This is a genomic window from Brevibacterium gallinarum, assembly GCF_014836885.1.
In the GTDB taxonomy this organism is placed as follows: Bacteria; Actinomycetota; Actinomycetes; order Actinomycetales; family Brevibacteriaceae; genus Brevibacterium; species Brevibacterium gallinarum.
Genome location: NZ_JACSPY010000003.1, coordinates 36,590 through 62,140 on the forward strand (window position 1 = coordinate 36,590; position 25,551 = coordinate 62,140).

The window sequence follows — 25,551 nt, forward strand, 5'->3', positions numbered from 1 at the left end:
TCTCTCCCGCAGGCTGCGTGCGTGTACCTGCTCTCGTGCCCGGATCGCATGGGCGAACGTGATGACGAACACGAGATGACTGGGATACTCCCCTTCCAAGCACTCAAGTGTACATCCCTTTAGGCGTGACCTTCCTTCTGCATTGTGCGCAGCTCCTGTTTGAGGTCTCCGAGTTCGTCGCGCAGACGGGCGGCGAGCTCGAACTGCAGCTCGGCTGCTGCGGTGTGCATCTGCTCGGTCATGGTGGCGATGAGCTCAGTGAGATCGGCTGCCGGCGGGCGCAGGCTGCCGCCGCCGGAAGCTGCGTCACCGCTGCTGGCGGCAGTCGCGCGCTGCTCGTCGGTCAGGGTGGCGTTGTAGCCGCGCCGGCCCTTGCCGTAGTCGAACTGGGTGAGCAGCTCACGGGTGTCCTCGTCCTCGCGCTGCAGGCGCTCGGTGATGTCGGCGATCTTCTTGACCAGCGGGGTCGGGTCGATGCCGTGCTCTTCGTTGTAGGCGATCTGGATGTCGCGACGGCGGTTCGTCTCGTCGATTGCGTACCGCATCGACGGGGTGATCGTGTCGGCGTACATGTGCACTTCGCCGTTGACGTTGCGGGCGGCACGGCCGATCGTCTGGATGAGGGAGGTTCCCGAGCGCAGGAAGCCCTCCTTGTCGGCGTCGAGGATCGCCACCAGCGACACCTCGGGCAGGTCGAGTCCCTCGCGCAGCAGGTTGATGCCGACGAGCACATCGAACTCACCGCTGCGCAGCTCGCTGAGCAGCTCGACGCGGCGCAGGGTGTCGACGTCGGAGTGCAGGTACTGCACGCGCACCTCGTGCTCGAGGAGGTAGTCGGTGAGGTCCTCGGCCATCTTCTTCGTCAGCGTCGTGACGAGGGTGCGCTCGTTGCGGTCGACGCGGTCGCGGATCTCACCGAGGAGGTCGTCGATCTGGCCCTTCGTCGGCTTGACCTCGACCTTCGGGTCGACGAGTCCGGTCGGGCGGATGATCTGCTCGACGACCCCGTTGGCGCGCTCCAGCTCGAAGGGCCCAGGGGTTGCGGAGAGGTAGACGGTCTGGCCGATCCGGTCGAGGAACTCATCGAACTTCAGCGGCCGGTTGTCCAGGGCGCTCGGCAGCCGGAATCCGTGCTCGACGAGGGTGCGCTTGCGCGACATATCGCCTTCGTACATGCCGCCGATCTGCGGGACGGTGACGTGGCTTTCGTCGATGACGAGGAGGTAGTCCTCGGGGAAGTAGTCAAGCAGGCAGTTCGGTGCCGAACCGGGGGCGCGCCCATCGATGTGCCGGGAGTAGTTCTCGATGCCGGAGGTGAAGCCCATCGACTGCATCATCTCGAGGTCGTAGGTGGTGCGCATCTTCAGCCGCTGGGCTTCGAGCAGCTTGTTCTGGCTCTCCAGCTCCTGCAGCCGGTTCGCCAGCTCGTCTTCGATGTCGGCGATTGCGCGGCCCATCCGGTCCTCACCGGCGACGTAGTGGCTGGCGGGGAAGATGTGGAGGACTTCCTCTTCGCGCACGATCTCACCGGTGAGCGGGTGCAGGGTGTACAGCGACTCGATCTCATCGCCGAAGAACTCGATGCGCAGCGCGAGCTCTTCGTACTGCGGGATGATCTCCACGGTGTCCCCGCGCACCCGGAAGGTGCCGCGGGTGAAGGCGAGGTCGTTGCGGGTGTACTGCATCTCGACGAATCGTTTGAGCAGCGCATCGCGGTCGTACTCCTCGCCGACGGCCACCGACACCATGCCCTCGACATACTCCTCGGGCGTGCCGAGGCCGTAGATGCAGGAGACGGTGGAGACGACGACGACGTCGCGGCGGGTCAGCAGCGCGTTCGTCGCCGAATGGCGCAGCCGCTCGACCTCATCGTTGATCGAGGAGTCCTTCTCGATGAAGGTGTCCGTCTGCGGAACGTAGGCCTCGGGCTGGTAGTAGTCGTAGTACGAGACGAAGTACTCGACTGCGTTGTGCGGCAGCAGCTGCCTGAACTCGTTGGCCAGCTGGGCGGCGAGGGTCTTGTTCGGCGCCATCACGAGGGTGGGCCGCTGCACTTTCTCGATGAGCCAGGCGGTCGTCGCCGACTTGCCGGTGCCGGTGGCGCCGAGCAGGACCACATCGCGCTCGCCGTCAGCAAGCCGTTCGGAGATCTCCCGGATCGCCGTCGGCTGATCTCCCGAAGGCGAGTACTCGCTCACGACCTCGAACGGTGCCACGGACCGTACCACCTCGGGCCGGTGACCGATCTTGGGCACAGGCCGCTGTGGAACCTCCTGGGGAGTCGTGTCTGCCGGGTTGAGGACCTCACTCGATGCCATGCAACCACTGTACGCCGGGGCACTGACGCGGCCAACAGACTGTAGGCTGGAACACGTCAGCGCTGATGAGCCCCGGCACCGGCTGATCAGCACAGCTGGCAGTTGCGACAGAACAGCGCGAACTGAAAGGACCTACCCATGGCCGAGATCGTTTCGAAAGCACACACCACCTGGCGCGGAGACCTCGCCGGCGGCACCGGCACCGTCAGCCTCGACTCCTCCCAGGCTGCCACTCTCGACATGCGCTGGGCATCCCGCGCAGAGCAGCACACCAACGGCGTCACCAACCCGGAAGAGCTCATCGGCGCCGCCCACTCGGCCTGCTACTCGATGGCACTGGCCAATGCGCTGACGGACAACGGCACGCCGCCCGAAGAGCTCAACACCGGCGCTGATGTCACCTTCTCCCCAGAGAAGGGCATCACCGACATCCACCTCGTGGTCGTCGGCCGGATCCCGGGCCTGTCGCACTCGGACTTCGAGCGCATCGCACAGAAGGCGAAGAAGGACTGCCCGGTGTCGAAGGCGCTCAAGGGCGTCGACATCCACCTCAACGCCTCGCTCGGCTGAGCCGGAGTCGCTCCGTCAGCTCGATTCCGAGCGGCGGAACTCATCACGCAGCGGCGTGAAGAACGGTTCCTTCGCCTCGGCGCAGCGGCTGGCCGAACGGTCATCGAGATGCTGTTCGGCCAGCCGCTTCTTCGTGCCCTCATAATCGGCACGCAGGGCGGCGTCGGTGCGCAGCCGCTGGGCGAAGTGCGCAGCGAACCGCGCCGACAGACTGCCGCGCGTGCGCACGTGCACATTCACCGGCTGGCCGGGATCGGCGTTGCGGTGGAAGCGCTTGGGCACGTGCCCGGCGTCGTCCCAATCGTCGAAAGCCTCCATATGATGCTGCGGGTAGGCGGCGGCTGTCAGCGCCTGAGCTGCGGCATCCCAGTCGGCATCTGAGCGGGTGAGGACCTGGAGGTCGATGATGTCCTTGGCCAGCAGGCCCGGCACACTCGTCGAGCCGATGTGCTCAACCTCGGCATCGGGCAGGCCCGCCTCGGTCAGCGCGTGCGAGATGCGGCTGCTCAGCCGCCGCGCCGTCTGCCCATGCCGCTCCCCTGCCGGGACCAGCTCGACGCCGGAGCGCTCAGCTGTCCGGCCGGCGGCCAGATTGTCGGCAAAGGGCTGGATCCGCTTCTCGAACATTGTGGTGAACGCAGCCCGTGCCGCTTCCGGTGTGCCGGAGTTGTCGATGACGACATCGCAGGCGGCGAGACGCTCGGCATCGCTGGCCTGCGCGCCGATCCGCTTCTGCGCATCGGCTGGGTCCATCCCACGGGAGTCGACCAGCCGTGTGAGCCGGACGTCAGCGGGAGTGTCGACGAGCACTGCGAGGTGGTACAGCCGGGTCATGCTGTTCTCGACGAGCAGCGGCACGTCGTGGACGACGATGGAAGCATCAGCGTGCCGGTCGTAGTGTGCGCGGGTGCGTTCGGCGATCGCCGGGTGCATGATCGCATTGAGTCTGGCCGTCGACTGCGGGTCGGAGAAGGCGACGACGGCCAGCCCGCCGCGATTGAGCGTGCCATCGGGATGGAGGATCTGCTCGCCGAACTCCGACACGAGTGATGCCAGGGCCGGCTCACCGGGCTCGACGATCTCGCGGGCGATCTCATCAGCGTCGATGACCGGGACGCCGCGTTCGCGGAACTGCTCGGCGATGGTCGACTTGCCGGCGCCGATGCCGCCTGTCAGTCCGATTCTCAGCATGCACTCCACTCTACTCTGCACCGCCTGCGCCTCCTGTACCGTCTGTACCGCGACCGGGCTGTCAGGTGGGGCTGTCCGAGGTCAGCCGCTGCGCAGATCGATGAGGAACACGCCGTCGAGGTTCTGCACCGGGCTGCCGGCGCCTTCAGCGACGAAGGCCGCGATCTGGTCGGCGGGAAACGGCAGGTAGGCGACGTCCTGGCCGATGACGACGAAGTCGATGCCCTGGGCGCGCAGCGCCGCCACCGTTTCCGAGGCAGCCCGGGCCCGTTCTTCGGGAGCGCTGGGGATCGGCGCCCGCAGCCGTTCGTCGAGCGTGTCACGCTGGGCGCCGAAGACGATCGGGCTGGTGTCGGTCGAGCCGATGAAATAGCCGCCGGTCTCGCGGTAGTGCATGCCGGTCACGGCCTGCCACACCAGAGCCACGTCGGCATCGGGCGCGGCCAGCGCGATGGGGCGCGGCATCGTCTTGACCACGCTGCCAGCCGGCAGATGCTCGGCATATCCGGAGTCGTAGAACTCCGGGATGGGCACCTGGCGCGCCGACACCGGACCGGTGCTGATGGCGATGACGATGACCGCCGCTGTCACCTGGGTCAGGGCCAGCAGCCGGCTCTGCCGGCCGCGCTTGCGCTGCGCCTCGTGCACCCCGACAGCAAGCAGCACCGCGGCCGCAAGGGTCGGATAGACGGCCAGGCGCATCGGCAGCACATTGCCGAGCACCGGCAGCACTTCGATGAGCCGATAAGGACCGACAGCCAGGATCTCGCGACCGGCGAAGAACCACGGCGAGCCGAGGGAGAGCATCCACATGACGAGCCCGGTGAGCGCGGTGATCTGCACGAGCGGGCCGAGACGCCGGTGCCTCCAGAGCAGCACAGTCGTCAGGATGGCGAAGACCACCCAGAAGAAGCCGAGGTAGGCTCCGACTTCTGCCGGATCGATCGCCTGGACGCGCGGCAGCGGGTCGGCATCAGGCCCGCCGAGCAGTGTGAACCGGCTGGGGAAGACGACGTCGAGCACGTCGTTGTTCCACACGCCGTGCGGGCGGATCGTCTGCTGCGGGGCGCCAGGCGCGGTGAGCATCGTGCGGAAGAGCGGCAGGCCGATGAGCAGGGCGGTCGCTGCAGCAGCCGCGCCACCTGTGAGGAGGCGTTTGAGTCCTGCGCGCCGCTGCACGGCATCGGAGCGCTGGGCGAGCACGACGGCGGCGACGGCGCAGAAGACGCTGCCGGCGATGGAGAGGCCGGCTGCCAGTTCGGAGCTGACGTAGAGCTGCCAGCCCAGCAGGCACCCGAGGCCGAGGCCGATGGCGAGTGCACGGCGCCGGCTGCGGGCGCGGGCGAGCCGGATGAGGCCGTAGACCACCAGCGGCGGAGTGATCGCGACGGCGAGGTTGAGATGGCCCGCCGATTGGGCCACGACATACGTGGAGAACCCGTAGGCGAAACCGCCGAGGAACGCCGGACCGCGCGTGGTGAACTGACGGATGAGCAGCGCCGCGGTCAGCGCGGAGGCAGGCGCGGCGAGCATGATGGCGATGTTGTAGGCGACGACCGGACCGAGCAGCCACGTGATCGGCACCATCGGCAGGGCGATGCCGACAACCGAGGTGTTCCACGCGCCGTTGACGCCCGCTGGGTGATTCATCAGCTGCGTGAACAGCAGCTTCGTCTTGCCTGAACCCTGCCCGAACCAACTGGCGACGACGTCGGCAGCGTGGGCGAACCACCAGATGAACAGCGAAGGGTCGTCGTTGTGCGCGAACACCGACCCGCCGAGGTCGGTCAGCAGCTGCCAGTAGATGAGGCACGACCAGGCGAGCAGGAACAGAGTGTAGAGCCCCCAGTCCCTGGCCGGGCGGGTGAGCCGTGTGCGCTGCCCGCATCCCGTCCTGCGCTGCCAACGCCAACGAGGGCGTCCGAACCGTGGTTCGGACGCCCTCGTGTCAGGCTGTGTGCCGGTCAGTTGCCTGCGAGCTTCTCGCGCAGTGCGGCGAGAGCCTCATCGCTGGCCAGCGTACCGGCGTCGGCCGGCTCGTCGGAGCTGTACGAAGCCTGCGACGGCACGTCGGCGGCTTCGGAGCCACCGGCCTCGGCGTCGGCAGCGATCGCCTTGGCGACCTGCTTCTTGTGCTCTTCCCAGCGAGCCTGGGCGGCGGCGTACTGCTGCTCCCACTCTTCGCGCTGAGCCTCGTAGCCCTCGAGCCATTCCTGGGTCTCGGGATCGAAGCCCTCGGGGTACTTGTAGTTGCCGTCCTCGTCGTACTCCTGGAGCATGCCGTACAGAGCCGGATCGTGGAACTCGGTGGCATCCGGGTCGACGCCCTCATTGGCCTGCTTGAGCGACAGCGAGATGCGGCGGCGCTCCAGGTCGATGTCGATGACCTTGACGTAGATGGTCCCGTCGACCGAGACGACCTGCTCGGGCAGGTCGATGTGGCGCACGGCCAGCTCGGAGATGTGGACGAGGCCCTCGATGCCGTCTTCGACGCGCACGAATGCACCGAACGGGACGAGCTTGGTGACCTTGCCCGGCACGATCTGTCCGATGACGTGGGTGCGGGCGAAGTGCTGCCACGGGTCTTCCTGGGTGGCCTTGAGCGACAGGGACACGCGCTCGCGGTCCATGTCGACGTCGAGCACCTCGACGGTGACCTCGTCACCGACGGCGACGACCTCGCTCGGGTGGTCGATGTGCTTCCAGGACAGCTCGGAGACGTGGACGAGTCCGTCGACACCGCCGAGATCGACGAAGGCGCCGAAGTTGACGATCGAGGACACGACGCCCGGACGGACCTGGCCCTTCTGCAGGGTCTGCAGGAAGTCGTGGCGGACAGCGGACTGGGTCTCTTCGAGCCAGGCGCGGCGCGACAGGACGACGTTGTTGCGGTTCTTGTCCAGTTCGATGATCTTGGCCTCGACCTGCTGGCCGATGTACGGCGACAGGTCGCGGACGCGGCGCATCTCGACAAGCGACGCCGGCAGGAAGCCGCGCAGCCCGATGTCGACGATGAGACCGCCCTTGACAACCTCGATGACGGTGCCGGTGACGACGCCTTCGTCTTCCTTGATCTTCTCGATGTCGCCCCACGCACGCTCGTACTGCGCACGCTTCTTCGACAGCATCAGGCGTCCGTCCTTGTCCTCCTTGGTGAGGACCAGGGCTTCGATCTCGTCTCCGACCTCGACGACCTCAGCCGGGTCGACATCATGCTTGATCGACAGTTCGCGCGAAAGGATGACGCCTTCCGTCTTGTATCCGATGTCGACCAGAACTTCGTCGCGGTCGACCTTGACGACGGTGCCTTCAACGATGTCTCCGTCGTTGAAGTACTTGATGGTCTCGTCGACTGCCGCGAGGAAATCGTCTGCAGATCCGATGTCGTTGACGGCGATCTGCTCGTTGGTCGCCGTTCCCGGCGTGGTGGTGGTCATAAAGGTTGAGACTCCGTAATGGACTTTTCACCGGCGCGGGCGCCAGTGTCTAGATGGACTGATGGACTTTGTGGAGTGCACGGCTGCAGTGAATGTGTCACGATGAGTGAGATCGGGAATACGGAAGATTTCCGACAGCGGCTGTTCTCGCCACGAGAACCGCACCCACACGCGCGCAGCGCATACGATAGCCAATGTTAGCATCATCAATGCGGATGACGCACACGCGCGAGCAGATTTCACCTCCCACACCACTGGAGCCTTCCCATGACGGACAGCGAGTACTCCCCCGAGACCATCAGCGGCGGCTATCTCGCCATCGACGAAGAGGCGTCAGTCCGGGCGAATCGCAGCTATTGGGACCATTCGGCTGAGGAGTACCTCGCCGAACACGGCAGCTTCCTCGGTGCCGCTGAGTTCGTCTGGTGTCCGGAGGGAATTCACGAATCCGACATCCAGCTGCTCGGCGATGTCGCCCGCCGTCAGGTGCTCGAGGTCGGCTGCGGTGCCGGGCAGTGCTCTCGGTGGCTGGCTGAGCAGGGTGCGATCACCACCGGCGTCGACCTGTCCTCGGGCATGCTCGAGCAGGCGTCACGGCTGCAGAAGGAGCATCCGCTCTCAGAGGCCGCCGTGCCCCCGACATTCCTGCAGGCTGATGCCCGGCAGCTGCCCTTCGCCTCGAACAGCTTCGACATCGCCTTCTCCTCCTATGGCGCACTGCCCTTCGTCAAGGACGCAGAGGTGGTCCTCGCCGAGGTCGCCCGCGTGCTGCGTCCCGGCGGCCGCTGGGTCTTCTCCGTCACCCATCCGGTGCGCTGGATGTTCCCTGACGTGCCCGGTGAGACCGGGCTGACGGTCGAGTACTCGTATTTCGACCGCACCCCCTATGTCGAGGTCGACGGTTCCGGCGAGCCGGTCTACGCCGAGCACCATCGCACCTTCGGTGACTGGGTCACCCTTCTCGTCGATGCCGGCTTCCAGCTCACCGGCGTGACCGAGCCCGAATGGCCCGAGCACAATGACACCGCCTGGGGCGGTTGGTCGCCGCTGCGCGGCGCGCTCATGCCCGGCACTGCGATCTTCTCGACCCGCCTGGGCGGCTGATCCCGCTGGCTGCTGGCCCGCCGCCGAGGCGGTGGCTCAGTGGGCGGCGTCCTGCCAGGACCGGCCGACACCGAGGTTGACGTCGAGCGGGACTGACAGCTCAGCTGCCTGCCCCATCGTCGTGCGCAGCACCTCGCTGACGGCTTCGCGCTCACCATCGGCGAGTTCGACGATGATCTCGTCGTGGACCTGGAGCAGCATCCGGCTTTTGAGGTCCGAGGCGGCGAAGGCATCGCGCAGGTTGAGCATCGCGATCTTCATGATGTCGGCAGCCGAACCCTGGATCGGGGCGTTGAGGGCGGCCCGTTCGGCCATCTCCCGGATCTGCCGGTTCGAGCTGCCGAGCTCGGGCAGGTAGCGGCGCCGGCCGTACATCGTCTCGGTGTAGCCGCGCCCGCGGGCCTCGGCGACGATCTCGTCGAGGTAGTCCTTGACCGCGCCGAAGCGCTCGAAGTATCCCTCCATGAGCGCCCGGGCCTCCTCGACGGAGATCCGCAGCTGACGCGAGAGCCCGAAGGCCGACAGCCCGTAGACGAGTCCGTAGGACATCGCCTTGACCTTCGCACGCATCTGCGCACTGACCTCGTCGACACCGACGCCGAACACCTTCGAGCCGACGTAGGAGTGCAGGTCCTCACCGGCATTGAACGCGGCGATGAGGCTCTCATCCCCGGACAGATGGGCCATGATCCGCATCTCGATCTGCGAATAGTCCGCGGAAATGAGGTCGGTGTACCCGGCATCGGCCTCGGAGACGAAGACATGCCGGATCCGCCGGCCGGCTCCGGTGCGCACCGGGATGTTCTGCAGGTTCGGATCGGTCGAGGACAGCCTGCCGGTCGCGGCGATGGTCTGCTGGTAGACGGTGTGGATGCGTCCGTCGTCGGCGACCATCCGCTCAAGCCCGGCGACGGTCTGCTTGAGCTTGATGACATCGCGGTGGGCGAGCAGATGTTCGAGGAAGGGGTGTTCGCTCTTGATGTAGAGGTCGGCCAGCGCTTCGGCGTTCGTGGTGTAGCCGGTGCGGGTCTTGCGGGTCTTGGGCAGGTCGAGTTCCTCGAACAGCACCACCTGCAGCTGCTTGGGTGAGTTGAGATTCACCTCGTGGCCGATCGCCTCATACGCCTGCTGCGCGCACGTCTCGGCCTGCCGGGTGAATTCGTCGATGAGGGCGGAGAGCTCGCTGCGGTCGATGGCGATGCCGGTGTGCTCCATATCGGCGAGCACCTGTACCAGCGGCACTTCGATCTCGCGCAGCACCGCGGCCATGCCGGCGGCGTCGACCTCTCCGGTGAGCACCGGGGCGAGCCGAGCGATGGCGGCAGCGGCCTGGCCGAAGGCGGTGAGCCGTTCATTCCCGTCGTCGAGGTCGAGGGCGAGCTGCCCGTCATCGGCGGGTTCTGTCAGCGAGATCCCGCAGTGCGTGCCGGCAAGCTCGGCGAGGTCGTAGGAGCGGGCGCCGGGCTCGAGGAGGTAGCCGGCGATCTCGGTGTCGATGGCCAGGCGCACATCGCGGTAGCCGGCATCGGCCAGTGCTTTGAGCTGGGTCTTCGCGCCGTGGAAGGCGAGACGCAGATGGGAGGTGAGGAAACCGGCAAGCGCTTCGACGGCAGCGGGGTCGAGGGTCGTGAGGTCGACTGAGATCGCGCTGTCCTCGGTGGCCAGGCCGATGACGTCGACGCTGCCGGAGCCGAGCTCATAGGTGCCGTTCGTCGCCACGGCGACGAGCGCCTCGGCGTCGGTGCCCTCCAGCCATGTCACGAGCGCGGCACTGTCGGAGACCGTCACCTCGGGCAGGGAGCTTGCCGACGCCTCGGCGGGGGTCTCTTCTGGGCCGACGAGGGCGTCGAGGCGGGCGCCGAGCTGCCGGAACTCCAGCTGGTCGAACAGTTCGCTCACCGCCGGCCGGTCGACGCCGGTCCAGGTGACGTCCTCGACGCCGACGGGCAGCTCGAGGTCGTCGATGAGCTTGTTCAGCCGGTAGTTGCGCTCGACGTCGTCGAGGTGCTCGCGCAGATTGCCGCCGACCTTGCCGCCGATGTCCTCGGCGCTGTCGATGACACCGGGCAGGTCGCCGTATTTGACGAGCCATTTCGCTGCGGTCTTCTCCCCCACCCCGGGCACGCCGGGCAGGTTGTCGGCCTTCTCGCCGACGAGGGCGGCCAGCCCGCGGTAGTTGGCCGGGCTGACGCCGTACTTCTCCTCGATCGCCGCAGGTGTCATGCGGCTGAGGTCGGAGACCCCGCGTTTGGGGTAGAGGATCGTCACACCGTCGCGGGCGAGCTGGAAGGAGTCCTTGTCACCGGTGATGACGTAGGTGTCGATGCCTTTCTGCTCCCCCTGCTGGGCAAGCGTGGCGAGCACATCGTCGGCTTCGTAGTTCTCCTTCGTCACCACCGCGATGTTCATCGCGGCGAGCACGTCCTTGATGATCTCGACCTGGCCGTGGAACTCCTCCGGTGTCTTCGCCCGCCCGGCCTTGTACTCGCTGTACTCGGCCAGCCGGAAGGTCTCGCGGCCGAGGTCGAAGGCCACCGCGATATGAGTCGGCGCCTCGTCGCGGCAGACGTTGAGCAGCATCGACACGAAGCCGAACACGGCGTTCGTCGACTGCCCGGTCGTCGTCGAGAAGTTCTCCACCGGCAGGGCGAAGAACGCCCGGTAGGCAAGGGAGTGTCCGTCGATGAGAAGGAGTTTCTGGCTGTGTTCGCTCACCCTGCAAGCCTAGCGCGCCCGGCACGGCCCCGGCATCCCGTAGAGTGCGGACATGACCGAAAACGAACTTCTCCCCCTGACGACGGACACCCCGGACGAGGTGCGGGCCCAGCTGGTGGCCGGAAACGCTGAGCGCAGCGCCGGAACCCTGCTGGAGCGGGTCGGCATCGTCGTCGACGATGTCGCCTACGAGCGTGCGACCGCGTCGATTCCGGTGGCGGGCAACACGCAGCCCTTCGGGCTGTTCCACGGCGGGGCGCATGTCGTCATCGCCGAATCGCTGGCTTCCCTGCACGCGTACTTCATCTCCGGGCGGCCGGTCGTCGGCGTCGACCTCAATGCGACCCATGTCCGTGCGGCCAAGGACGGGCATGTGCATGCGACGGCGACGCTGAATCATCACGGCCGCACGATGATCAACCATGAGGTGCGAATGACCGATGATGAGGGCCGGCTGCTCTCCATCGTGCGGATCACGAACATGGTGCTCGGCGCCAAGCGCTGAGAGGCGCCGAGCACTGAGTCCGGGCATGACTCGGCCCCTGCCGCAGCGTGGCGGTCAGGGGCCGATGAGGGTGCGTGGGTTACTTCTTGCTGCCGATCTGCTCGAGGACAGTCTCGGCGACTTCGCGCATCGTCAGGCGGCGGTCCATCGAGGTCTTCTGGATCCAGCGGAACGCCTCGGGCTCGCTCAGGCCCATGCTGGAGATTAGCAGGCTCTTGGCGCGTTCGACGAGTTTGCGGGTCTCGAACCGGTCGGTCATGTCGGCGATCTCGGATTCGAGTGCGGCGATCTCCGCGTGGCGGGACAGGGCGATCTCCAGGGCCGGCACGAGATCGTTGGACGTGAAGGGCTTGACGACATAGGCCATTGCGCCGGCGTCACGGGCTCGTTCGACTAGCTCCTTCTGGCTGAACGCCGTCAGCAGCACGACCGGGGCGATGCGGGCCTTGGCGATCCGCTCAGCGGCGGAGATGCCGTCGAGGACCGGCATCTTGATATCCATGACGACGAGGTCTGGGCGCAGCTCCTCGGCCAGCCGGATCGCCGATTCGCCGTCGGCTGCCTCGCCGACGACGTCGTATCCGACCTCGCGCAGCATCTCGACGATGTCGAGGCGGATGACGGCTTCGTCCTCGGCCACGACGACGCGCCGGACGACGCCGTTCTCTGTCTTGGGTGCTTCTTCGTTGGTAGCCACGGTTTCATCTTAGTCACGCCGCTGCGCGTTTTGACAGCGCGAGCCGATGTTCATGCGGAGGTGCGGGTGGGCGCCCGGCTGGTCTAGGATGTTCTTCGTTGCCGGATTGGCGGAATTGGTAGACGCGCCGCACTCAAAATGCGGTATCGAGAGGTGTGTGGGTTCGAGTCCCACATCCGGCACTCAACTGCCTGTCGCGCCTGGCGCCTGCTCGCTCGGCTCCGCTGTCCGGGCCGCGAGGATCTGGTCCCTGAGGATCTCGGCATGTCCGCAGTGCTGGGCGAGTTCGCGATCGCCTCCTGTCTCAGCAGACGCCCGTGCGCCTGTTCACCAGTTTCCCATCGGCACCTGAGAGACTGGGACCATGACTTTCCTGCTCCGCGTCATCGTCAACGCCGTCGCCATCTGGGCGGCAGCCGCACTTCTGCCCGGCATGGCCATCACCAGCGGCGACACCGTTTTCACCGGCCTCGGCCCCACCGCCTCGGCGGTGATCTCCTACCTCGTCATCGGGCTGATCTTCGGACTCGTCAACGCGATCATCAGACCGCTCATCGAGGTCATCGCCCTGCCGATCACCTGCTTGTCCCTGGGCCTGTTCACCATCGTCATCAATGCCGCGATGGTCTCCCTGACGTCGTGGGTCTCGCAGTTCACGCCGATCCGCCTGGAGATCGACAGCTTCCTCTGGACGGCCGTGCTCGCCTCGATCATCATCGCAGTCGTGTCACTCGTGCTGAACTTCTTCGTCCGCCCGCGCGAACGCGAGACCGAACGCTGACTGCCTCCGGTAGACGCTGACCGGCCCGGCAGACGCTTACCGACCCCGGGAAACGCTGACTGCCGCCCCGGAGAGGGAGCGGCGGTCCGGGCCGACGGGCAGCCGAGGTCAGTCGGTGTTCTGCTCGTATTCCTGCGGTTCGGTGATCTCGCCGTAGACCTCGTTGACCGGGCCGGTGTCGGAGTCATCACGGTAGGCGGCGGCCTTGCCGGTGATCGCGTTGCCGACGGTGTGGATCCGCAGCGCATTCGTCGACCCGACGATCCCCGGGGGTGAACCGGCGACGATGATGCACTTCTCGCCGTCCTCGGCCAGCCCGCGGGAGCGCAGCACGTGATCGACCTGGCGGGCCATCTGGTCGGTGTGGCGGACCTGATTGACGAGGAATGCTCGCACGCCCCATGTCAGCGCCAGCTGGTGGTAGACGCGCACATCCGGGGTGAATGCGAGGATCGTCTGCTTGACCCGCAGCCGCGACATCCGGCGCACCGAGTCGCCTGACTGGCTGAAGGTGCACAGCGTGCCGATGTCGAGCTGTTCGGCGATGCGCACCGCGGCTGCAGTGACAGCACCGCCCTGTGTGTGGGGCTCGGTGCCGAGCGGGGCGATGCGGGCGAGCCCGTGCTCTTCAGTCGACTGGATGATCCGGGCCATGGTGCGCACGGCCTCCAGCCAGTGCGCACCGACCGAGGTCTCGCCTGAGAGCATGAGCGCATCGGCCCCGTCAAGCACAGCGTTGGCGCAGTCGCTGGCCTCGGCGCGCGTCGGCCGCGGCTCCTCGATCATCGATTCGAGCATCTGAGTGGCGACGATGACCGGTTTGGCGTTGCGTCGGCAGAGTTCGACGGTGCGCTTCTGCACGATCGGCACCTGCTCCAGGGGCAGTTCGACACCGAGGTCGCCGCGGGCGACCATCATGCCGTCGAAGGCGTCGACGATGCTCCCGAGCGCATCGACAGCCTGCGGTTTCTCCAGCTTGGCGATGAGCGGGACGAGGATGCGCTCTTCGCGCATGATCTCGCGCACGGTCTCCGCGTCCTCGGGCGTGCGCACGAATGACAGCGCCACCCAGTCAGCACCCAGGCGCAGACCCCAGCGCAGGTCCTCGACATCCTTGTCGCTCATCGCCGGAACGGACACCGGCACACCGGGCAGATTGATGCCCTTGTGGTCGGAGATCCGGCCGGGCACTTCGACTTCGCAGGTGACGTCCGTGTCAGTGACGTCGGTGGCGCGCAGGCGGATCCTGCCGTCGTCGATGAGCAGCGGATCCCCGACCTCGACGTCGCGGGCGAGACCAGCATAGGTGGTGCCCACCGCGGTCGCGGTGCCTTCGATGTCACGGGTGGTGATCGTGAATGTATCGCCCTTGCGCAGTTCGGGCTTGAGCCCGCCGGCGAAGGTGCCGACCCGGATCTTGGGGCCCTGCAGGTCGATGAGCACGCTGACCGGCTCGCCGGTGTCACGGCCGGCCTTGCGGACCCACCGGTACTTCTCTTCGTGCTGTGCGTGGGTGCCGTGGCTGAGGTTGAAGCGGAAGACGTTGACGCCTTCCTCGATGAGTGAGCGGATGTCTTCGTAGCTCTGCTGGGCGGGGCCAAGAGTGGCGACGATCTTTGCATGCCTCATAGCCACCAGCCTAGTCGGGTCTGCGGGCCTGCCTTCAATCCTGTCCGAATTTCTGCGCTGTGACCAGCAGGTGGACACAATTGCCGGTCAGTCGCGGCTGGCGGACCCGTCCTCGTGCGGGCGGCGGCGCACCTGCGGGACGATCGAGATCGCCGAGGTGACGGCACCGAAGAACCCGAAGCTGCGGTTGGTCAGCGCATTGCCGCCGTCGTCATCGCGCCGGTGGTCGCTGTGGCCGTCGGTGCCCGCCGCGCGGGTGCCGCCTGCCGTTCCCGAGGCGGTGGATCCGCCGGTGCCGTTGCCGCCGCCCCGGTGGTCGTCGCCGCGGTGGTGCTCGCCAGCGCCGGAGTCCGTGCTGTCTGCGCGGGCGGCTGCCATGCAGGCCAGGCCGCGTTCGGTGTAGACCTGCGGTGCCGGTTCGCGATGGCGCATCCGGGAGAACGTGAACAGTGCCAGGCCGATGAAGAGGACGACGATGTAGAACCACATGTTGATGCGCACGCCGAGGAAGTACTCGGAGTGGTCGATGCGCAGCGACTCGATCCACAGACGCCCGATCGTGTAGTAGCAGATGTAGGCGTAGAAGATCTGGCCGTGGCCGAGCCGGAAGCGTTTGGCCGCCCAGATGAGCAGCAGGCAGCCGGCGAAGTTCCACAGCGATTCGTACAGGAAGGTCGGGTGGAACAGGGTGTCGGTGGGCAGCGCGGCGTCAGGCCAGTTGGGGTTCGGTGCGCCGTTGAGGACTCTGTCGATCTGCAGGCCCCAGGGCAGGGTCGTCGGCCGGCCGAAGAGCTCCTGGTTGAACCAGTTGCCCCAGCGGCCGAAGGCCTGCGCCAGGATGAGCCCTGGCGCAGCGGCATCGATGAATGAGGTGAATCGGATGCCGTAGTGACGGCACACGAGGAACACGGTCAGCGCACCGAGGGCGACCGCCCCGCCGATGCCGAGACCGCCCTGCCAGATCTTGAATGCGTCGAGTGGGTTGCCGTTGGGCCCGAAGTACGGGCCGGGCACAGTGAGCACGTAGTACAGCCGACCGCCGATGATGCCGGCCGGGATCGCCCAGACGGCGATGTTCCACAGATCGTCTTCGCTGCCGCCGCGGCGCTTCCAGCGGTACTGGGCGAGCATGAGTGCGGCGACGATGCCGACGAGGATGCACAGCGCGTAGGCGTGGATGGTGAAGGGCCCGATCTCGAATCCCGACCAGCTCGGTGAGGGGATCGCCGTGCTCAGCGGGGTGAGCGCAGCGGCACCGGTGAGCGGTTCAGGCATGGTCGCGCACTCCCTGGGCGAACTCGGCGGCACGGGCTTCGACGGCGGCTGGCCCGCCGTCGGTCAGGGCGGTGACAAGCGCAGAACCGACGATCACGCCGTCAGCGTAGGCGGCGACCTCTGCCGCCTGCTGCCGGTTGGAGACGCCGAGTCCCACGCAGACGCGCTCGGCGCCGGCGGCGCGCGTGTCGGCGACGAGTTTCTCGGCTGAGGCGCCGACCTGCGCACGCGTGCCGGTGACGCCCATCGTCGAGGCGGCGTAGACGAAGCCCGAGGCGTGGGCGGTGACGTAGGCGAGGCGTTCGGGGCTGGAGGACGGGGCGACGAGGAAGATCCGGTCGAGACCATGCGCTTCGCTTGCCGTCATCCAGTCGCCGGCCTCATCGGGGGTGAGGTCTGCGGTGATGATGCCTGCTCCCCCGGCGTTGGCGAGGTCGCGGGCGAATGCCTCGACGCCGTACTGGTAGACGAGGTTCCAGTACGACATCACGACCGGGGTGGCCCCGGCTGCGGCGACGGCCTCGACAGCGGTGAGGGCGTCGCGGGTGCGCACGCCGCCGCGCAGCGCCTGGACCGAGGCGGCCTGGATGGTCGGTCCGTCCATCCCGGGGTCGGAGTACGGGATGCCGACTTCGACGATGTCAGCGCCGCCGGCGACGACGGCGCGCATCGCGTCGAGCGAGCCGGGCACGTCTGGGTAGCCGACCGGCAGGTAGGCGATGAAGGCGGCACGGTTGTCTGCTGCGCAGTCGCGCAGCACCTCAGCAGTGCTCACGAACGGCTCCTCTCTGCGGTGTCGCCGGCATCGGCGGCGTCGTCGGCTTCAGCCGGGTCCTGCGCACCGACGGGTTCAGCGGTCTCAGCCTCCTCGGCCTGAGCATCGAGGTACCCGAAGTACTTCCCTGCCGTGTCGACGTCCTTGTCCCCGCGTCCGGAGAGGTTGGCGATGATGATCGCACCCTCCCCGAGTTCGCGGCCGATCTTCAGCGCAGCGGCCAGGGCATGCGAACTCTCGATCGCCGGGATGATGCCCTCAGTGCGGCACAGCAGCCGGAAGGCTGCCATGGCTTCGTCGTCAGTGACCGGGTGGTACTCGCCGCGGCCGATCGACTGCAGCCACGCGTGCTCGGGGCCGACACCGGGGTAGTCGAGCCCAGCTGAGATGGAATGCGACGGCAGGGTCTGGCCGTCCTCGTCCTGCATGATGACCGACTTCGATCCGTGCAGCACGCCGACCCGGCCGTCGTTGAGCGGGGCTGCGTGCTGGCCGGAAGCGATGCCCGAGCCGGCTGCCTCGCAGCCGATGAGCCGGACATCCTCATCGCCGATGAAGGCGTGGAAGATGCCGATGGCGTTCGAGCCGCCGCCGACGCAGGCGGTGATGGCATCGGGCAGCCTGCCGGTCTGCTCCTGGATCTGGGCGCGGGCCTCGACGCCGATGATGCGCTGGAGTTCGCGCACGAGGAACGGGAACGGGTGAGGGCCGGCGACGGTGCCGAAGAGGTAGTGGGTGGTCTCCACGGAGGCGACCCAGTCGCGGAAGGTCTCGTTGATCGCGTCCTTGAGTGTGCGGGTGCCGGCTTCGACGGGAACCACCTCGGCGCCGAGCAGCCGCATCCGGGCGACGTTGAGGGCCTGGCGGGCGCAGTCCTCGGCTCCCATGTAGATGGTGCAGTCGAGCCCGAGCAGTGCTGCGGCGGTGGCGGAGGCAACCCCGTGCTGGCCGGCACCGGTCTCGGCGATGACGCGGGTCTTGCCCATCCGCTTGGTCAGCAGCGCCTGTCCGAGGACGTTGTTGATCTTGTGGCTGCCGGTGTGGTTGAGGTCCTCGCGCTTGAGGAAGATGCGCGCCCCGCCGGCGTGTTCGGAGAACCGCGGCGCCTCGGTCAGCAGGCTCGGCCGGCCGGTGTATTCGGCGTGGAGACGCTGGAGCTCGGCGACGAACTCCGGGTCGACGATCGCCTTGGCGAAGGCTTCGCCGATCTCTTCGAGCGCGCCGATGAGCGCCTCGGGCACGAACCGGCCGCCGAAGTCGCCGAAGTAGGGACCCTGCGGCAGTTCGCTGTGCTGCGGGGAGAAGAGTTCGTAGTCCATGTGGTCCTTTCCCAACGAGACGCAAAGACGAGACGGCGTCAGGAGGCCCGGCGCTCGGCTTTCGCCTTCCGTCCGGCCTCGATGAAATCGGCGACGTTCTCGCGCGGCTTGCCGCCGGTGACGAGCGCCTGGCCGACAAGTGCGAGATCGGCGCCCTGGGCAGCATAGGCGGCGACATCGCCGACCTGGCTGACACCGGATTCGCCGACGAGCACAGTATCGGGCGGGCAGAGGTCGGCCAATGGTGCGAAGCGGTTGAGGTCGACGCTGAGGTCTTTGAGATTGCGGGTGTTGATGCCGAGGAGGGTGGGCTTGATGCCGACGGCGATCTCGATCTCCTCAGCAGTGTGGGTCTCGACGAGCGCTGTCATCCCGAGGCTGGCGGACAGTTCGCTGAACTCCTGCAGCTGTGCGGGGCTGAGCGCGGCCACGATGAGCAGCACGATATCGGCGCCGTGGGCGCGGGCTTCGTGGAACTGGTACTCATCGACCATGAAGTCCTTGCGCAGCACGGGAATGTCCACCGCAGCACGGACGGCGTCGAGGTCGTCCAGGCAGCCATTGAAGCGGCGCTGCTCGGTCAGCACGCTGATCGCGGCCGCGCCGCCTGCGGCATAGGCGCTCGCGAGCCCGGCGGGGTCGGCGATAGCGGCCAGGGCTCCGGCAGACGGTGACGAGCGCTTGACCTCGGCGATGATGCCGAAGTCGTCCGCCGCGCGCGGCAGGAACGGAAGCGCCGCGGGTGCATCCGCGGCGCGTGAGGCGATGTCTGCCAGAGGGCAGGCAGCCCGGCGTTCTGCCAGGTCTGCCTTCACCCCGCTGACGATGTCGGCGAGAACGCTCACGCCTTCGCCTTGGTCTTCTTCCCGCCCTTGCCGGCCGCGCGCATCACAAGCCCGACGATCGGACCGAGGATGCAGATAATGAGGCCGGCCCAGAGCAGCATCGGGGTTTCGGCGACGACACCGATGCATCCGACGATGAAGCCGACGAGGATGATGAAGACTCCGGTCCAGGCGGCAACGGTGTTCCCGTGGCCCGGATCTTTGACTGAGTCGTAGTCAATGCTCGAGCGGTCGAGGTCGTATGCCCCATTGCGGGAAATGGTCTTCGGCATGGTTCTCCTTCGTTCTCACGCGGTATGCGGTCATTCTCTCACGTCGATGCGGCGGGCCAGAAACCGACCCGCGAACCGACATCTGATCGTCATCGATGTGGCGCAGGTCTCAGCTCGGGTCCTCGCCTCGGGAGATCGCATCCCAGGTACGGGTCGGGTCGAGGTCGCCGTGATCGTCTTCGGCTTCGGTTTCAGAGGCGTCGGCTTCGAAGCGCGCGCTCGTCTGCCAGCTGCCCGAACGCAGCAGCACCCACACGGCGACTGCTGCGGCGAGCAGTCCGGCGACGATGCCGATGGGCGGCAGGTTCGTCGTCTGCGCGCTGCTGAGTGTCGCGCTCAGAGCCACGCCGGCGAAGCCGAGCCCGGCCAGTGCCGCACAGGCGGTGACGATCCAGCGGCCGATGCGCTTGAGCATGGTGAGCAGCAGTCCGCTGACGGCGACGATGCCGGCGCAGGCGAGCAGCACCGGCGAGTTCTCTGGAGCTTCGACCGATCCTGCGCTCACGCCTGCGAGTTCGGCGGTCTCTGCGGCCTGGAACCACGGCTGGGAGCCGACGATCCACAGCACGGCGGCTGCGGCGAGCAGCACGATGACGGCACGGGATCGGGTCATCGCAGGACCTCTGATTCGCTCCCGCTCGGGCGCGTGAGCGTCTGCGCAGCAGCCGCGGCACGCAGCACAGCGGCGGCCTTGTTGCGCGATTCCTGATCCTCCGATGCGGGCACGGAGTCGGCGACGACACCGGCGCCGGCACTGACGGAGATGCGCCCGTTGCGGATGACTCCGGTGCGGATCGCGATGGCGACACTGAGGTCGCCGGTGAAGGACAGGTACCCGACCGCCCCACCGTAGACTCCGCGGGCCACGGTCTCGTATGCGTCGATGAGCTGGAGGGCGCGCGGCTTCGGCGCCCCGGACAGCGTCCCGGCCGGAAACACCGCACACAGCACATCGATGCCGTCGACGTCGTCATCGCAGGTGCCGACGACCGTCGAGCCGATGTGCATGATGTGGCTGTAGCGCTCGATCTCCATGAAGTCCACGACGTCGACGCTGCCGGGCCGGCAGACCTTTGCGAGGTCGTTGCGGGCCAGATCGACGAGCATGAGGTGCTCAGCCCGCTCCTTCTCGTCGGCCAGCAGCTCGGCTGCCAGCTGGCGGTCCTCCTCGGGGGTGGCGCCACGGGGCCGGGACCCGGCGATCGGATGCGTCTCGACCTTCCCGTCGGTGACGGTGACGAGCGCCTCGGGTGAGGAACCGACGATCGTCATCGGGCTCCCGTCTGGGGTCGGCACGTCGAGGAGGTACATGTACGGGCTCGGGTTGAACGTGCGCAGCAGCCGGTAGACATCGAGCGGGTCGGCTGTGCACTCGGCTTCGAAGCGCTGGGAGAGCACGACTTGGAAGACGTCGCCGTCGACGATGTTGCCCTTGGCGCGTTCGATCATCTGCAGGTAGTCGTCGCGCTCGGTGCGTGAGGAGACCTGCGGATCGGCGCGGTCGTACCAGGCGACGTCGGACGGCAGCGGTGCGGCGAGCTCTGCGAGCATCGCCTCGATGCGCCGGCAGCCGGCGTCATAGGCGTCGTCGACGCCGCTGTCGAGGCCGTTGACGTTGACGACGTTGGCGACCAGGGTCACCTCGGAGGTGTAGTGGTCGTAGATCGCGACGTCACCGGGGACCGAGAGGCTGAGCTCCGGTACTGCGTCGACGGGCTCCGGGCCGGGTCCGAGGCGTTCGGTGCGGCGCACGAAGTCCCAGCCGAGGTAGCCGACGAAGGAGGAGATCATCGGCGGCAGCCCCGCATGCGGGCGTTCGATCGACAGCAGCCGCATCGTCTCGTGCAGGCCGGTGAGCACGTCGCCGCTGGTGGGCGCTCCGGCCGGGGCGGTGCCGAGCCACAGCAGCTGACCGTTCTGTTCGGTCAGGGTGGCCACCGGGTCGCGGCCGATGAAGGAATAGCGGTCCCACTGGCCCTGGCTGGCCGATTCGAAGAGGAACGCTCCGCTGCGGCCGGCGGCGAGCCTGCGGTACAGGCTCAGCGGCGTTTCGGCGTCAGCGAGCACGCGGGTGAAGACAGGCACGAGCCGATGGTGCGCGGCAGCGGCGCGGAACTCCTCACGAGTCGGCGAGATGTGCATCGAGCTCCCTTCCGGTGAAGCAGGTGGCTGTCTGAGTATGGCACGCCGGCCCGACCTGGTCGACGATGAGCAGGATGGTGTCGGCGTCGCAGTCGAGGGCGACCGAGCGGACCCGCTGGGTGTGCCCGGAGGTCTCGCCCTTGACCCAGTACTCCTGGCGGGATCGCGACCAATAGGTTGCCCTGCCGGTGCGCAGGGTGCGGGCCAGCGCCTCGTCGTCCATCCAGGCGAGCATGAGCACCTCGCGGCTCGTCGCCTCCTGCACGACGACCGGCAGCAGCCCGCCGCTGCCGCGCTTGAGGCGTGCGGCGATCGCCGGGTCGAGGCTGGAGTCCGAAACGCCGGTCATCGGACGGTGACCCCGTCGGCGGCGAGTGCGTCCTTCACCTCGGCGATCGTGAAGGTGCCGAAGTGGAAGACCGAGGCGGCGAGCACGGCGTCGGCTCCGGCGTGGACGGCGGGAGCGAAGTGCTCGAGCTGTCCGGCTCCTCCCGAGGCGATGAGCGGGACGTCGACGGCGGCGCGGGCGGCGCGGATGAGCTCGAGGTCGAAGCCTTCGTGCGTGCCGTCGGCGTCGACGCTGTTGAGCAGGATCTCCCCTGCCCCGCGCTCGGCCGCCTCGCGGATCCACTCGATGGCATCGATGCCGGTGCCGCGGCGTCCGCCATGGGTGGTGACCTCGAACCTCGAGGCGGTGGCCGGCTGGTCCGCCGGGACTCGGCGGGCGTCGAGGGAGAGGACGAGCACCTGGCTGCCGAACCGTTCGGCGATCTCGGTGATGAGCTCGGGCCGGGCGACGGCTGCGGTGTTGACGCCGACCTTGTCCGCGCCTGCCCGCAGGAGCCGGTCGACATCGTCGGCGCTGCGCACTCCCCCGCCGACGGTCAGCGGGATGAACACCGTCTCCGCGCACTGGGAGACCATGTCATAGGTGGTCTCCCGTTCGCTGCTGGAGGCGGTGACGTCGAGGAAGGTGACTTCGTCGGCGCCGAGTTCGCTGTAGCGGCGGGCGAGTTCGATCGGGTCGCCGGCGTCGCGCAGGTTCTCGAACCGGACTCCTTTGACGACGCGGCCGGCATCGACGTCAAGGCACGGGATGACGCGCACGGCAAGGGTCATGTTCGCGGGTCTCCTTTCACAGGCCGAGGCTGCGGTAGCGTTCGATGCGCCGGTGCTCGCGCCGGTAGGCGGGTTCGCGCATCAGCGTGATGATCTCGTATTCCAGGGTCTTCGCCACCCGGGTGACGAACTCCTCGGGTTCGTCCGCGGCGTCGGGCTGCTCGGCGATGACCCGGTCGATGATGCCGTGTCTGAGCAGCATCTCGGCCTGCACCCCCTGTTTCTGGGCCATCTCCGGGGCATGGTCGGTATCGCGGTACACGATCGCCGAGGCGCCTTCGGGCGGCAGCGGGGACAGCCAGCCGTTCTCTGCCGAGAGCACCCGGTCGGCGGGGACGAGCGCCAGCGCCCCGCCGCCGGTTCCCTCACCCATGATGAGGGAGACGGTCGGGGCGTCGAGGGTCGCCAGGTCGGCCAGGCAGCGGGCGATCTCGCCGGCCAGCCCGCCTTCTTCGGCGCTCTTCGACAGTGCTGCTCCCGGGGTGTCGATGATGGTGACGAGCGGGATGTGCAGTTCGGCGGCAAGCGCCATGCCGCGGCGGGCTTCGCGCAGGGCGGCCGGGCCCATCGGCTCCCCGGCGGCCTGCCTGCTGCGGTCCTGGCCGAGCACGATGCACGGCGCGGTGCCGAACCGGGCAGCGGCCAGCAGCAGACCGGGGTCCTTCTCGCCCTGGCCGGTGCCGTTGAGCGGCAGCACATCGGTGGCGCCGTGGCGCAGCAGCTCGCGCACACCCGGGCGTTCGGGGCGGCGGGAGGCGGTGATGATGTCCCAGGCATGGGTGTTGTGCGGCAGCGGGTCCGGTTCCGTCTGCGGGTCGGGCACCGGGGCTGGTACCTCACGGGCGCCCATGAGGACGTTGAGGACCATGTTGACGGTCGAGGCGATCCGCTCGGGTGAGAGGACGGCGTCGATGAGGCCGTTGCGGTAGAGGTTCTCTCCGGTCTGGATGCTGTCGGGGAACCTCTCGCCGTAGAGCTGTTCGTACACGCGTGGGCCGAGGAAGCCGATGAGGCTGCCGCGATCGGCGACGGTGAAGTGGCCCAGGGATCCCCAGGAGGCGAACACGCCTCCGGTGGTCGGGTGGCGCAGGTAGACGAGGTAGGGCAGCCCGGCCTTGCGGTGGTTCTTCACAGCGGCGGCGAGCTTGACCATCGTGAGGAACGCAACAGTGCCTTCCTGCATGCGGGTGCCGCCGGAGGCCGGTCCGGCCAGCAGCGGCAGGCCCTCAGCGGTGGCGCGTTCGATCGCCTGGCAGAGCCGTTCGGCTGCGGCCACGCCGATCGATCCGGCGAGGAACCGGAACTCGCAGGCGACGACGGCGACGCGACGGCCGTAGATGCGGCCCTCGCCGGTGATGACCGCCTCGTCGACTCCGGATTTCTCGGCCGCGGCGGCGAGTTCGGCGGCGTAGGTCTCGGAGATGCCGTCAGCAGGTTCGATCGGCTCTTCGTCCCAGGAGACGAAAGTGCCGTCGTCGACGACGAGGTCGATGAGCTCCCGGGCGCTCAGTCGCGAGCTCATCGCGTCTCCTCCAGCCAGCGGCGAATCGCATCTCCGTGTTCGTTGAGCAGCGGCGGGGCGAGGTGCTCGCGCGGCGTCGACTCGGTCTCGCCTGCGGTGTCGGCGTCGAAGAAGCGCAGCGGCGGGCCGGGCAGGTCGATCTCGCCGAGCACCGGGTGCTCGACGGAGATCTTCAGTCCCTGCGACAGCGCCTGCTCCCACTGGTAGACCTCCTGCAGGGAGCGCACGATGCCTGCTGGGATGCCGGCGGCAGCGAGCTTCTCCAGCAGCTCCTCAGCGGTGTAGTCGCGAAAGCGCTCTTCGATGAGGCTGATGACGGCCGGGCGGTTGGCCACGCGTTCGGCGTTGGTGGCCATCCCCTGGGTCTCGGGGTCGATGTCGAAGGCTGCGCAGAGCTTGTGCCACAGGTTCTGGTTGCCCACCGAGATCTGCACCGCACCGCCCTTGCAGTGGAACAGGCCGTAGGGCGACAGCGACGGGTGGTGGTTGCCGCCGGGGGCGGGATTCTCGCCGGCGATCGTGGCGCGGGTGCCCTGGAAGGCGTGGACGCCGACCATGCCGGCGATGAGCGAGGTGCGCACGACCTTGCCGCGTCCGGTGCGTTCGCGTTCGAGCAGGGCGGCGAGCACGCCGTAGGAGCCGTAGATGCCGGACAGCAGGTCGGCGATCGGCACACCGACCTTCTGCATGTCATCGGGTCCGGAGCCGGTCAGCGACATGAGGCCGGCCTCGCCCTGGGCGATCTGGTCGTAGCCGGCCCGGGAGGCTTCGGGCCCGTCGTGGCCGAAACCGGTGATCGAGAGGATGACGAGCCGGGGGTTGAGTTCCATGCAGCGTTCGGTGGAGAACCCGAGGCGGGTGAGCACACCGCCGCGGAAGTTCTCGACGAGCACGTCAGCGCGTTCGATGAGCTGGGCGAGGACCTGCTTGTCGTCGTCGTCCTTGAGGTTGAGGGCGATGGATTCCTTGTTGCGGTTGCAGGAGAAGAAGTAGGTGGCCTGCGGGTCGTCCGCCGGGCCGACGAAGGGCGGCCCCCAGGAGCGGGAGTCGTCGCCGGCGGCGGGGTTCTCGACTTTGATGACGCGGGCGCCGAGGTCGCCGAGCATCTGCCCGGCGTGCGGTCCGGCCAGTGCGCGGGAGAGGTCGACGACTGTGTAGCCGGACAGCGGTCCGGGGCGGGTGGTGGTCTCGGATGTGCTGCTCATCGTCGGTCGGTTCTCCTTCGTCGTTCGGCCGCTGGCAGCCGTGCCCGGCGGCTGGTCTCAGTGTGCCCGAGGCACCGGTGCCGCTGCGCTGTCATCTCACGGATGCGTGCCGGCACAGGTGGTGTCAGGC

22 protein-coding genes and 1 tRNA gene are annotated in these 25,551 nt (G+C 67.7%); 5 read left to right on the forward strand and 18 right to left on the reverse strand.

All coding sequences use genetic code 11. The annotated features are described in order from the left end of the window. Positions 1 to 119: 119 nt before the first annotated feature. Positions 120 to 2,318: an excinuclease ABC subunit UvrB gene (uvrB, locus tag H9634_RS04315; RefSeq protein WP_191725550.1), complete on the reverse strand. Its 2,199-nt coding sequence runs from the start codon at positions 2,316 to 2,318 to the stop codon at positions 120 to 122. A 138-nt stretch (positions 2,319 to 2,456) separates the two neighbouring features. Between uvrB and H9634_RS04320 the strand changes: the two genes are divergently transcribed. Beyond that, positions 2,457 to 2,888 carry an OsmC family peroxiredoxin gene (locus H9634_RS04320; protein ID WP_191725551.1) on the forward strand — a complete coding sequence of 144 codons (432 nt, stop codon included), beginning with the start codon at positions 2,457 to 2,459 and terminating at the stop codon, positions 2,886 to 2,888. Between the two features lie 15 nt (positions 2,889 to 2,903). On the opposite strand, the gene coaE is transcribed toward H9634_RS04320, so the two are convergent. The 3 genes from coaE to rpsA form a co-directional block, all read right to left on the reverse strand. Continuing rightward, a complete protein-coding gene (gene coaE / locus H9634_RS04325; protein ID WP_191725552.1) occupies positions 2,904 to 4,079 on the reverse strand; it encodes a dephospho-CoA kinase in 1,176 nt (391 codons plus the stop codon). Between the two features lie 81 nt (positions 4,080 to 4,160). Then, positions 4,161 to 5,849, reverse strand: a complete 1,689-nt coding sequence (locus tag H9634_RS04330; protein ID WP_191725553.1) for a hypothetical protein — start codon at positions 5,847 to 5,849, stop codon at positions 4,161 to 4,163. A gap of 194 nt (positions 5,850 to 6,043) precedes the next feature. After that, complete coding sequence (gene rpsA, locus H9634_RS04335) at positions 6,044 to 7,516, reverse strand: 30S ribosomal protein S1 (protein WP_191725554.1); 1,473 nt, start codon at positions 7,514 to 7,516, stop codon at positions 6,044 to 6,046. A gap of 267 nt (positions 7,517 to 7,783) precedes the next feature. On the opposite strand from rpsA, the gene H9634_RS04340 reads away from it, so the two are divergent. Beyond that, a complete protein-coding gene (locus H9634_RS04340) occupies positions 7,784 to 8,620 on the forward strand; it encodes a class I SAM-dependent methyltransferase (protein WP_165882882.1) in 837 nt (278 codons plus the stop codon). A gap of 36 nt (positions 8,621 to 8,656) precedes the next feature. Here the strand turns inward: H9634_RS04340 and polA are convergent, their stop codons facing one another. Next, entirely contained in the window at positions 8,657 to 11,335 is a 2,679-nt protein-coding gene (polA, locus tag H9634_RS04345) for a DNA polymerase I (protein ID WP_191725555.1), read from the reverse strand. A 52-nt stretch (positions 11,336 to 11,387) separates the two neighbouring features. Here polA and H9634_RS04350 point away from each other — a divergent pair, with 52 nt between their 5' ends. After that, positions 11,388 to 11,840, forward strand: coding sequence for a PaaI family thioesterase (locus H9634_RS04350; RefSeq protein WP_175294794.1), 453 nt, complete (start codon positions 11,388 to 11,390; stop codon positions 11,838 to 11,840). A 79-nt stretch (positions 11,841 to 11,919) separates the two neighbouring features. Here the strand turns inward: H9634_RS04350 and H9634_RS04355 are convergent, their stop codons facing one another. Next, positions 11,920 to 12,537 (reverse strand): ANTAR domain-containing response regulator, encoded by a 618-nt coding sequence (locus tag H9634_RS04355; RefSeq protein WP_175294795.1) that lies wholly within the window; start codon positions 12,535 to 12,537, stop codon positions 11,920 to 11,922. Between the two features lie 100 nt (positions 12,538 to 12,637). Here H9634_RS04355 and H9634_RS04360 point away from each other — a divergent pair. Together H9634_RS04360 and H9634_RS04365 are read left to right on the forward strand one after the other, a co-directional pair. Continuing rightward, a tRNA-Leu gene (locus H9634_RS04360) sits at positions 12,638 to 12,719 on the forward strand. A gap of 182 nt (positions 12,720 to 12,901) precedes the next feature. Further along, on the forward strand, positions 12,902 to 13,318 hold the full coding sequence (locus H9634_RS04365; protein WP_191725556.1) for a phage holin family protein: 417 nt from the start codon (positions 12,902 to 12,904) through the stop codon (positions 13,316 to 13,318). A 108-nt stretch (positions 13,319 to 13,426) separates the two neighbouring features. Here H9634_RS04365 and pyk read toward each other — a convergent pair whose 3' ends face one another. The 12 genes from pyk to H9634_RS04425 form a co-directional block, all read right to left on the reverse strand. Further along, positions 13,427 to 14,947: a pyruvate kinase gene (gene pyk / locus H9634_RS04370; protein WP_191725557.1), complete on the reverse strand. Its 1,521-nt coding sequence runs from the start codon at positions 14,945 to 14,947 to the stop codon at positions 13,427 to 13,429. An 87-nt stretch (positions 14,948 to 15,034) separates the two neighbouring features. Further along, positions 15,035 to 16,222, reverse strand: a complete 1,188-nt coding sequence (lgt, locus tag H9634_RS04375; protein ID WP_191725558.1) for a prolipoprotein diacylglyceryl transferase — start codon at positions 16,220 to 16,222, stop codon at positions 15,035 to 15,037. Then, positions 16,215 to 16,997: a tryptophan synthase subunit alpha gene (gene trpA / locus H9634_RS04380; protein WP_175294799.1), complete on the reverse strand. Its 783-nt coding sequence runs from the start codon at positions 16,995 to 16,997 to the stop codon at positions 16,215 to 16,217. Before trpA ends, lgt begins: the two co-directional genes overlap by 8 nt. Next, positions 16,994 to 18,316 (reverse strand): tryptophan synthase subunit beta, encoded by a 1,323-nt coding sequence (gene trpB / locus H9634_RS04385; RefSeq protein ID WP_175294800.1) that lies wholly within the window; start codon positions 18,314 to 18,316, stop codon positions 16,994 to 16,996. Before trpB ends, trpA begins: the two co-directional genes overlap by 4 nt. Before the next feature lie 38 nt (positions 18,317 to 18,354). Beyond that, positions 18,355 to 19,161 (reverse strand): indole-3-glycerol phosphate synthase TrpC, encoded by an 807-nt coding sequence (gene trpC / locus H9634_RS04390; protein ID WP_191725559.1) that lies wholly within the window; start codon positions 19,159 to 19,161, stop codon positions 18,355 to 18,357. Continuing rightward, entirely contained in the window at positions 19,158 to 19,433 is a 276-nt protein-coding gene (locus tag H9634_RS04395; protein ID WP_175294802.1) for an HGxxPAAW family protein, read from the reverse strand. The genes trpC and H9634_RS04395 overlap by 4 nt, the downstream gene beginning before the upstream one ends. A 109-nt stretch (positions 19,434 to 19,542) precedes the next feature. Then, entirely contained in the window at positions 19,543 to 20,046 is a 504-nt protein-coding gene (locus H9634_RS04400; RefSeq protein WP_175294803.1) for a Trp biosynthesis-associated membrane protein, read from the reverse strand. Continuing rightward, complete coding sequence (locus tag H9634_RS04405; protein WP_191725560.1) at positions 20,043 to 21,575, reverse strand: anthranilate synthase component I; 1,533 nt, start codon at positions 21,573 to 21,575, stop codon at positions 20,043 to 20,045. Before H9634_RS04405 ends, H9634_RS04400 begins: the two co-directional genes overlap by 4 nt. Then, on the reverse strand, positions 21,553 to 21,924 hold the full coding sequence (gene hisI, locus H9634_RS04410; RefSeq protein WP_175294805.1) for a phosphoribosyl-AMP cyclohydrolase: 372 nt from the start codon (positions 21,922 to 21,924) through the stop codon (positions 21,553 to 21,555). Before hisI ends, H9634_RS04405 begins: the two co-directional genes overlap by 23 nt. Continuing rightward, positions 21,921 to 22,694: an imidazole glycerol phosphate synthase subunit HisF gene (hisF, locus tag H9634_RS04415; protein WP_191725561.1), complete on the reverse strand. Its 774-nt coding sequence runs from the start codon at positions 22,692 to 22,694 to the stop codon at positions 21,921 to 21,923. Before hisF ends, hisI begins: the two co-directional genes overlap by 4 nt. A 16-nt stretch (positions 22,695 to 22,710) precedes the next feature. Continuing rightward, positions 22,711 to 24,216 (reverse strand): carboxyl transferase domain-containing protein, encoded by a 1,506-nt coding sequence (locus tag H9634_RS04420; RefSeq protein ID WP_175294807.1) that lies wholly within the window; start codon positions 24,214 to 24,216, stop codon positions 22,711 to 22,713. Continuing rightward, the gene (locus H9634_RS04425) at positions 24,213 to 25,421 is read right to left on the reverse strand and encodes a CaiB/BaiF CoA transferase family protein (RefSeq protein ID WP_175294808.1); all 1,209 of its coding nucleotides are present in this window, start codon (positions 25,419 to 25,421) and stop codon (positions 24,213 to 24,215) included. The genes H9634_RS04420 and H9634_RS04425 overlap by 4 nt, the downstream gene beginning before the upstream one ends. Positions 25,422 to 25,551: the final 130 nt, after the last annotated feature.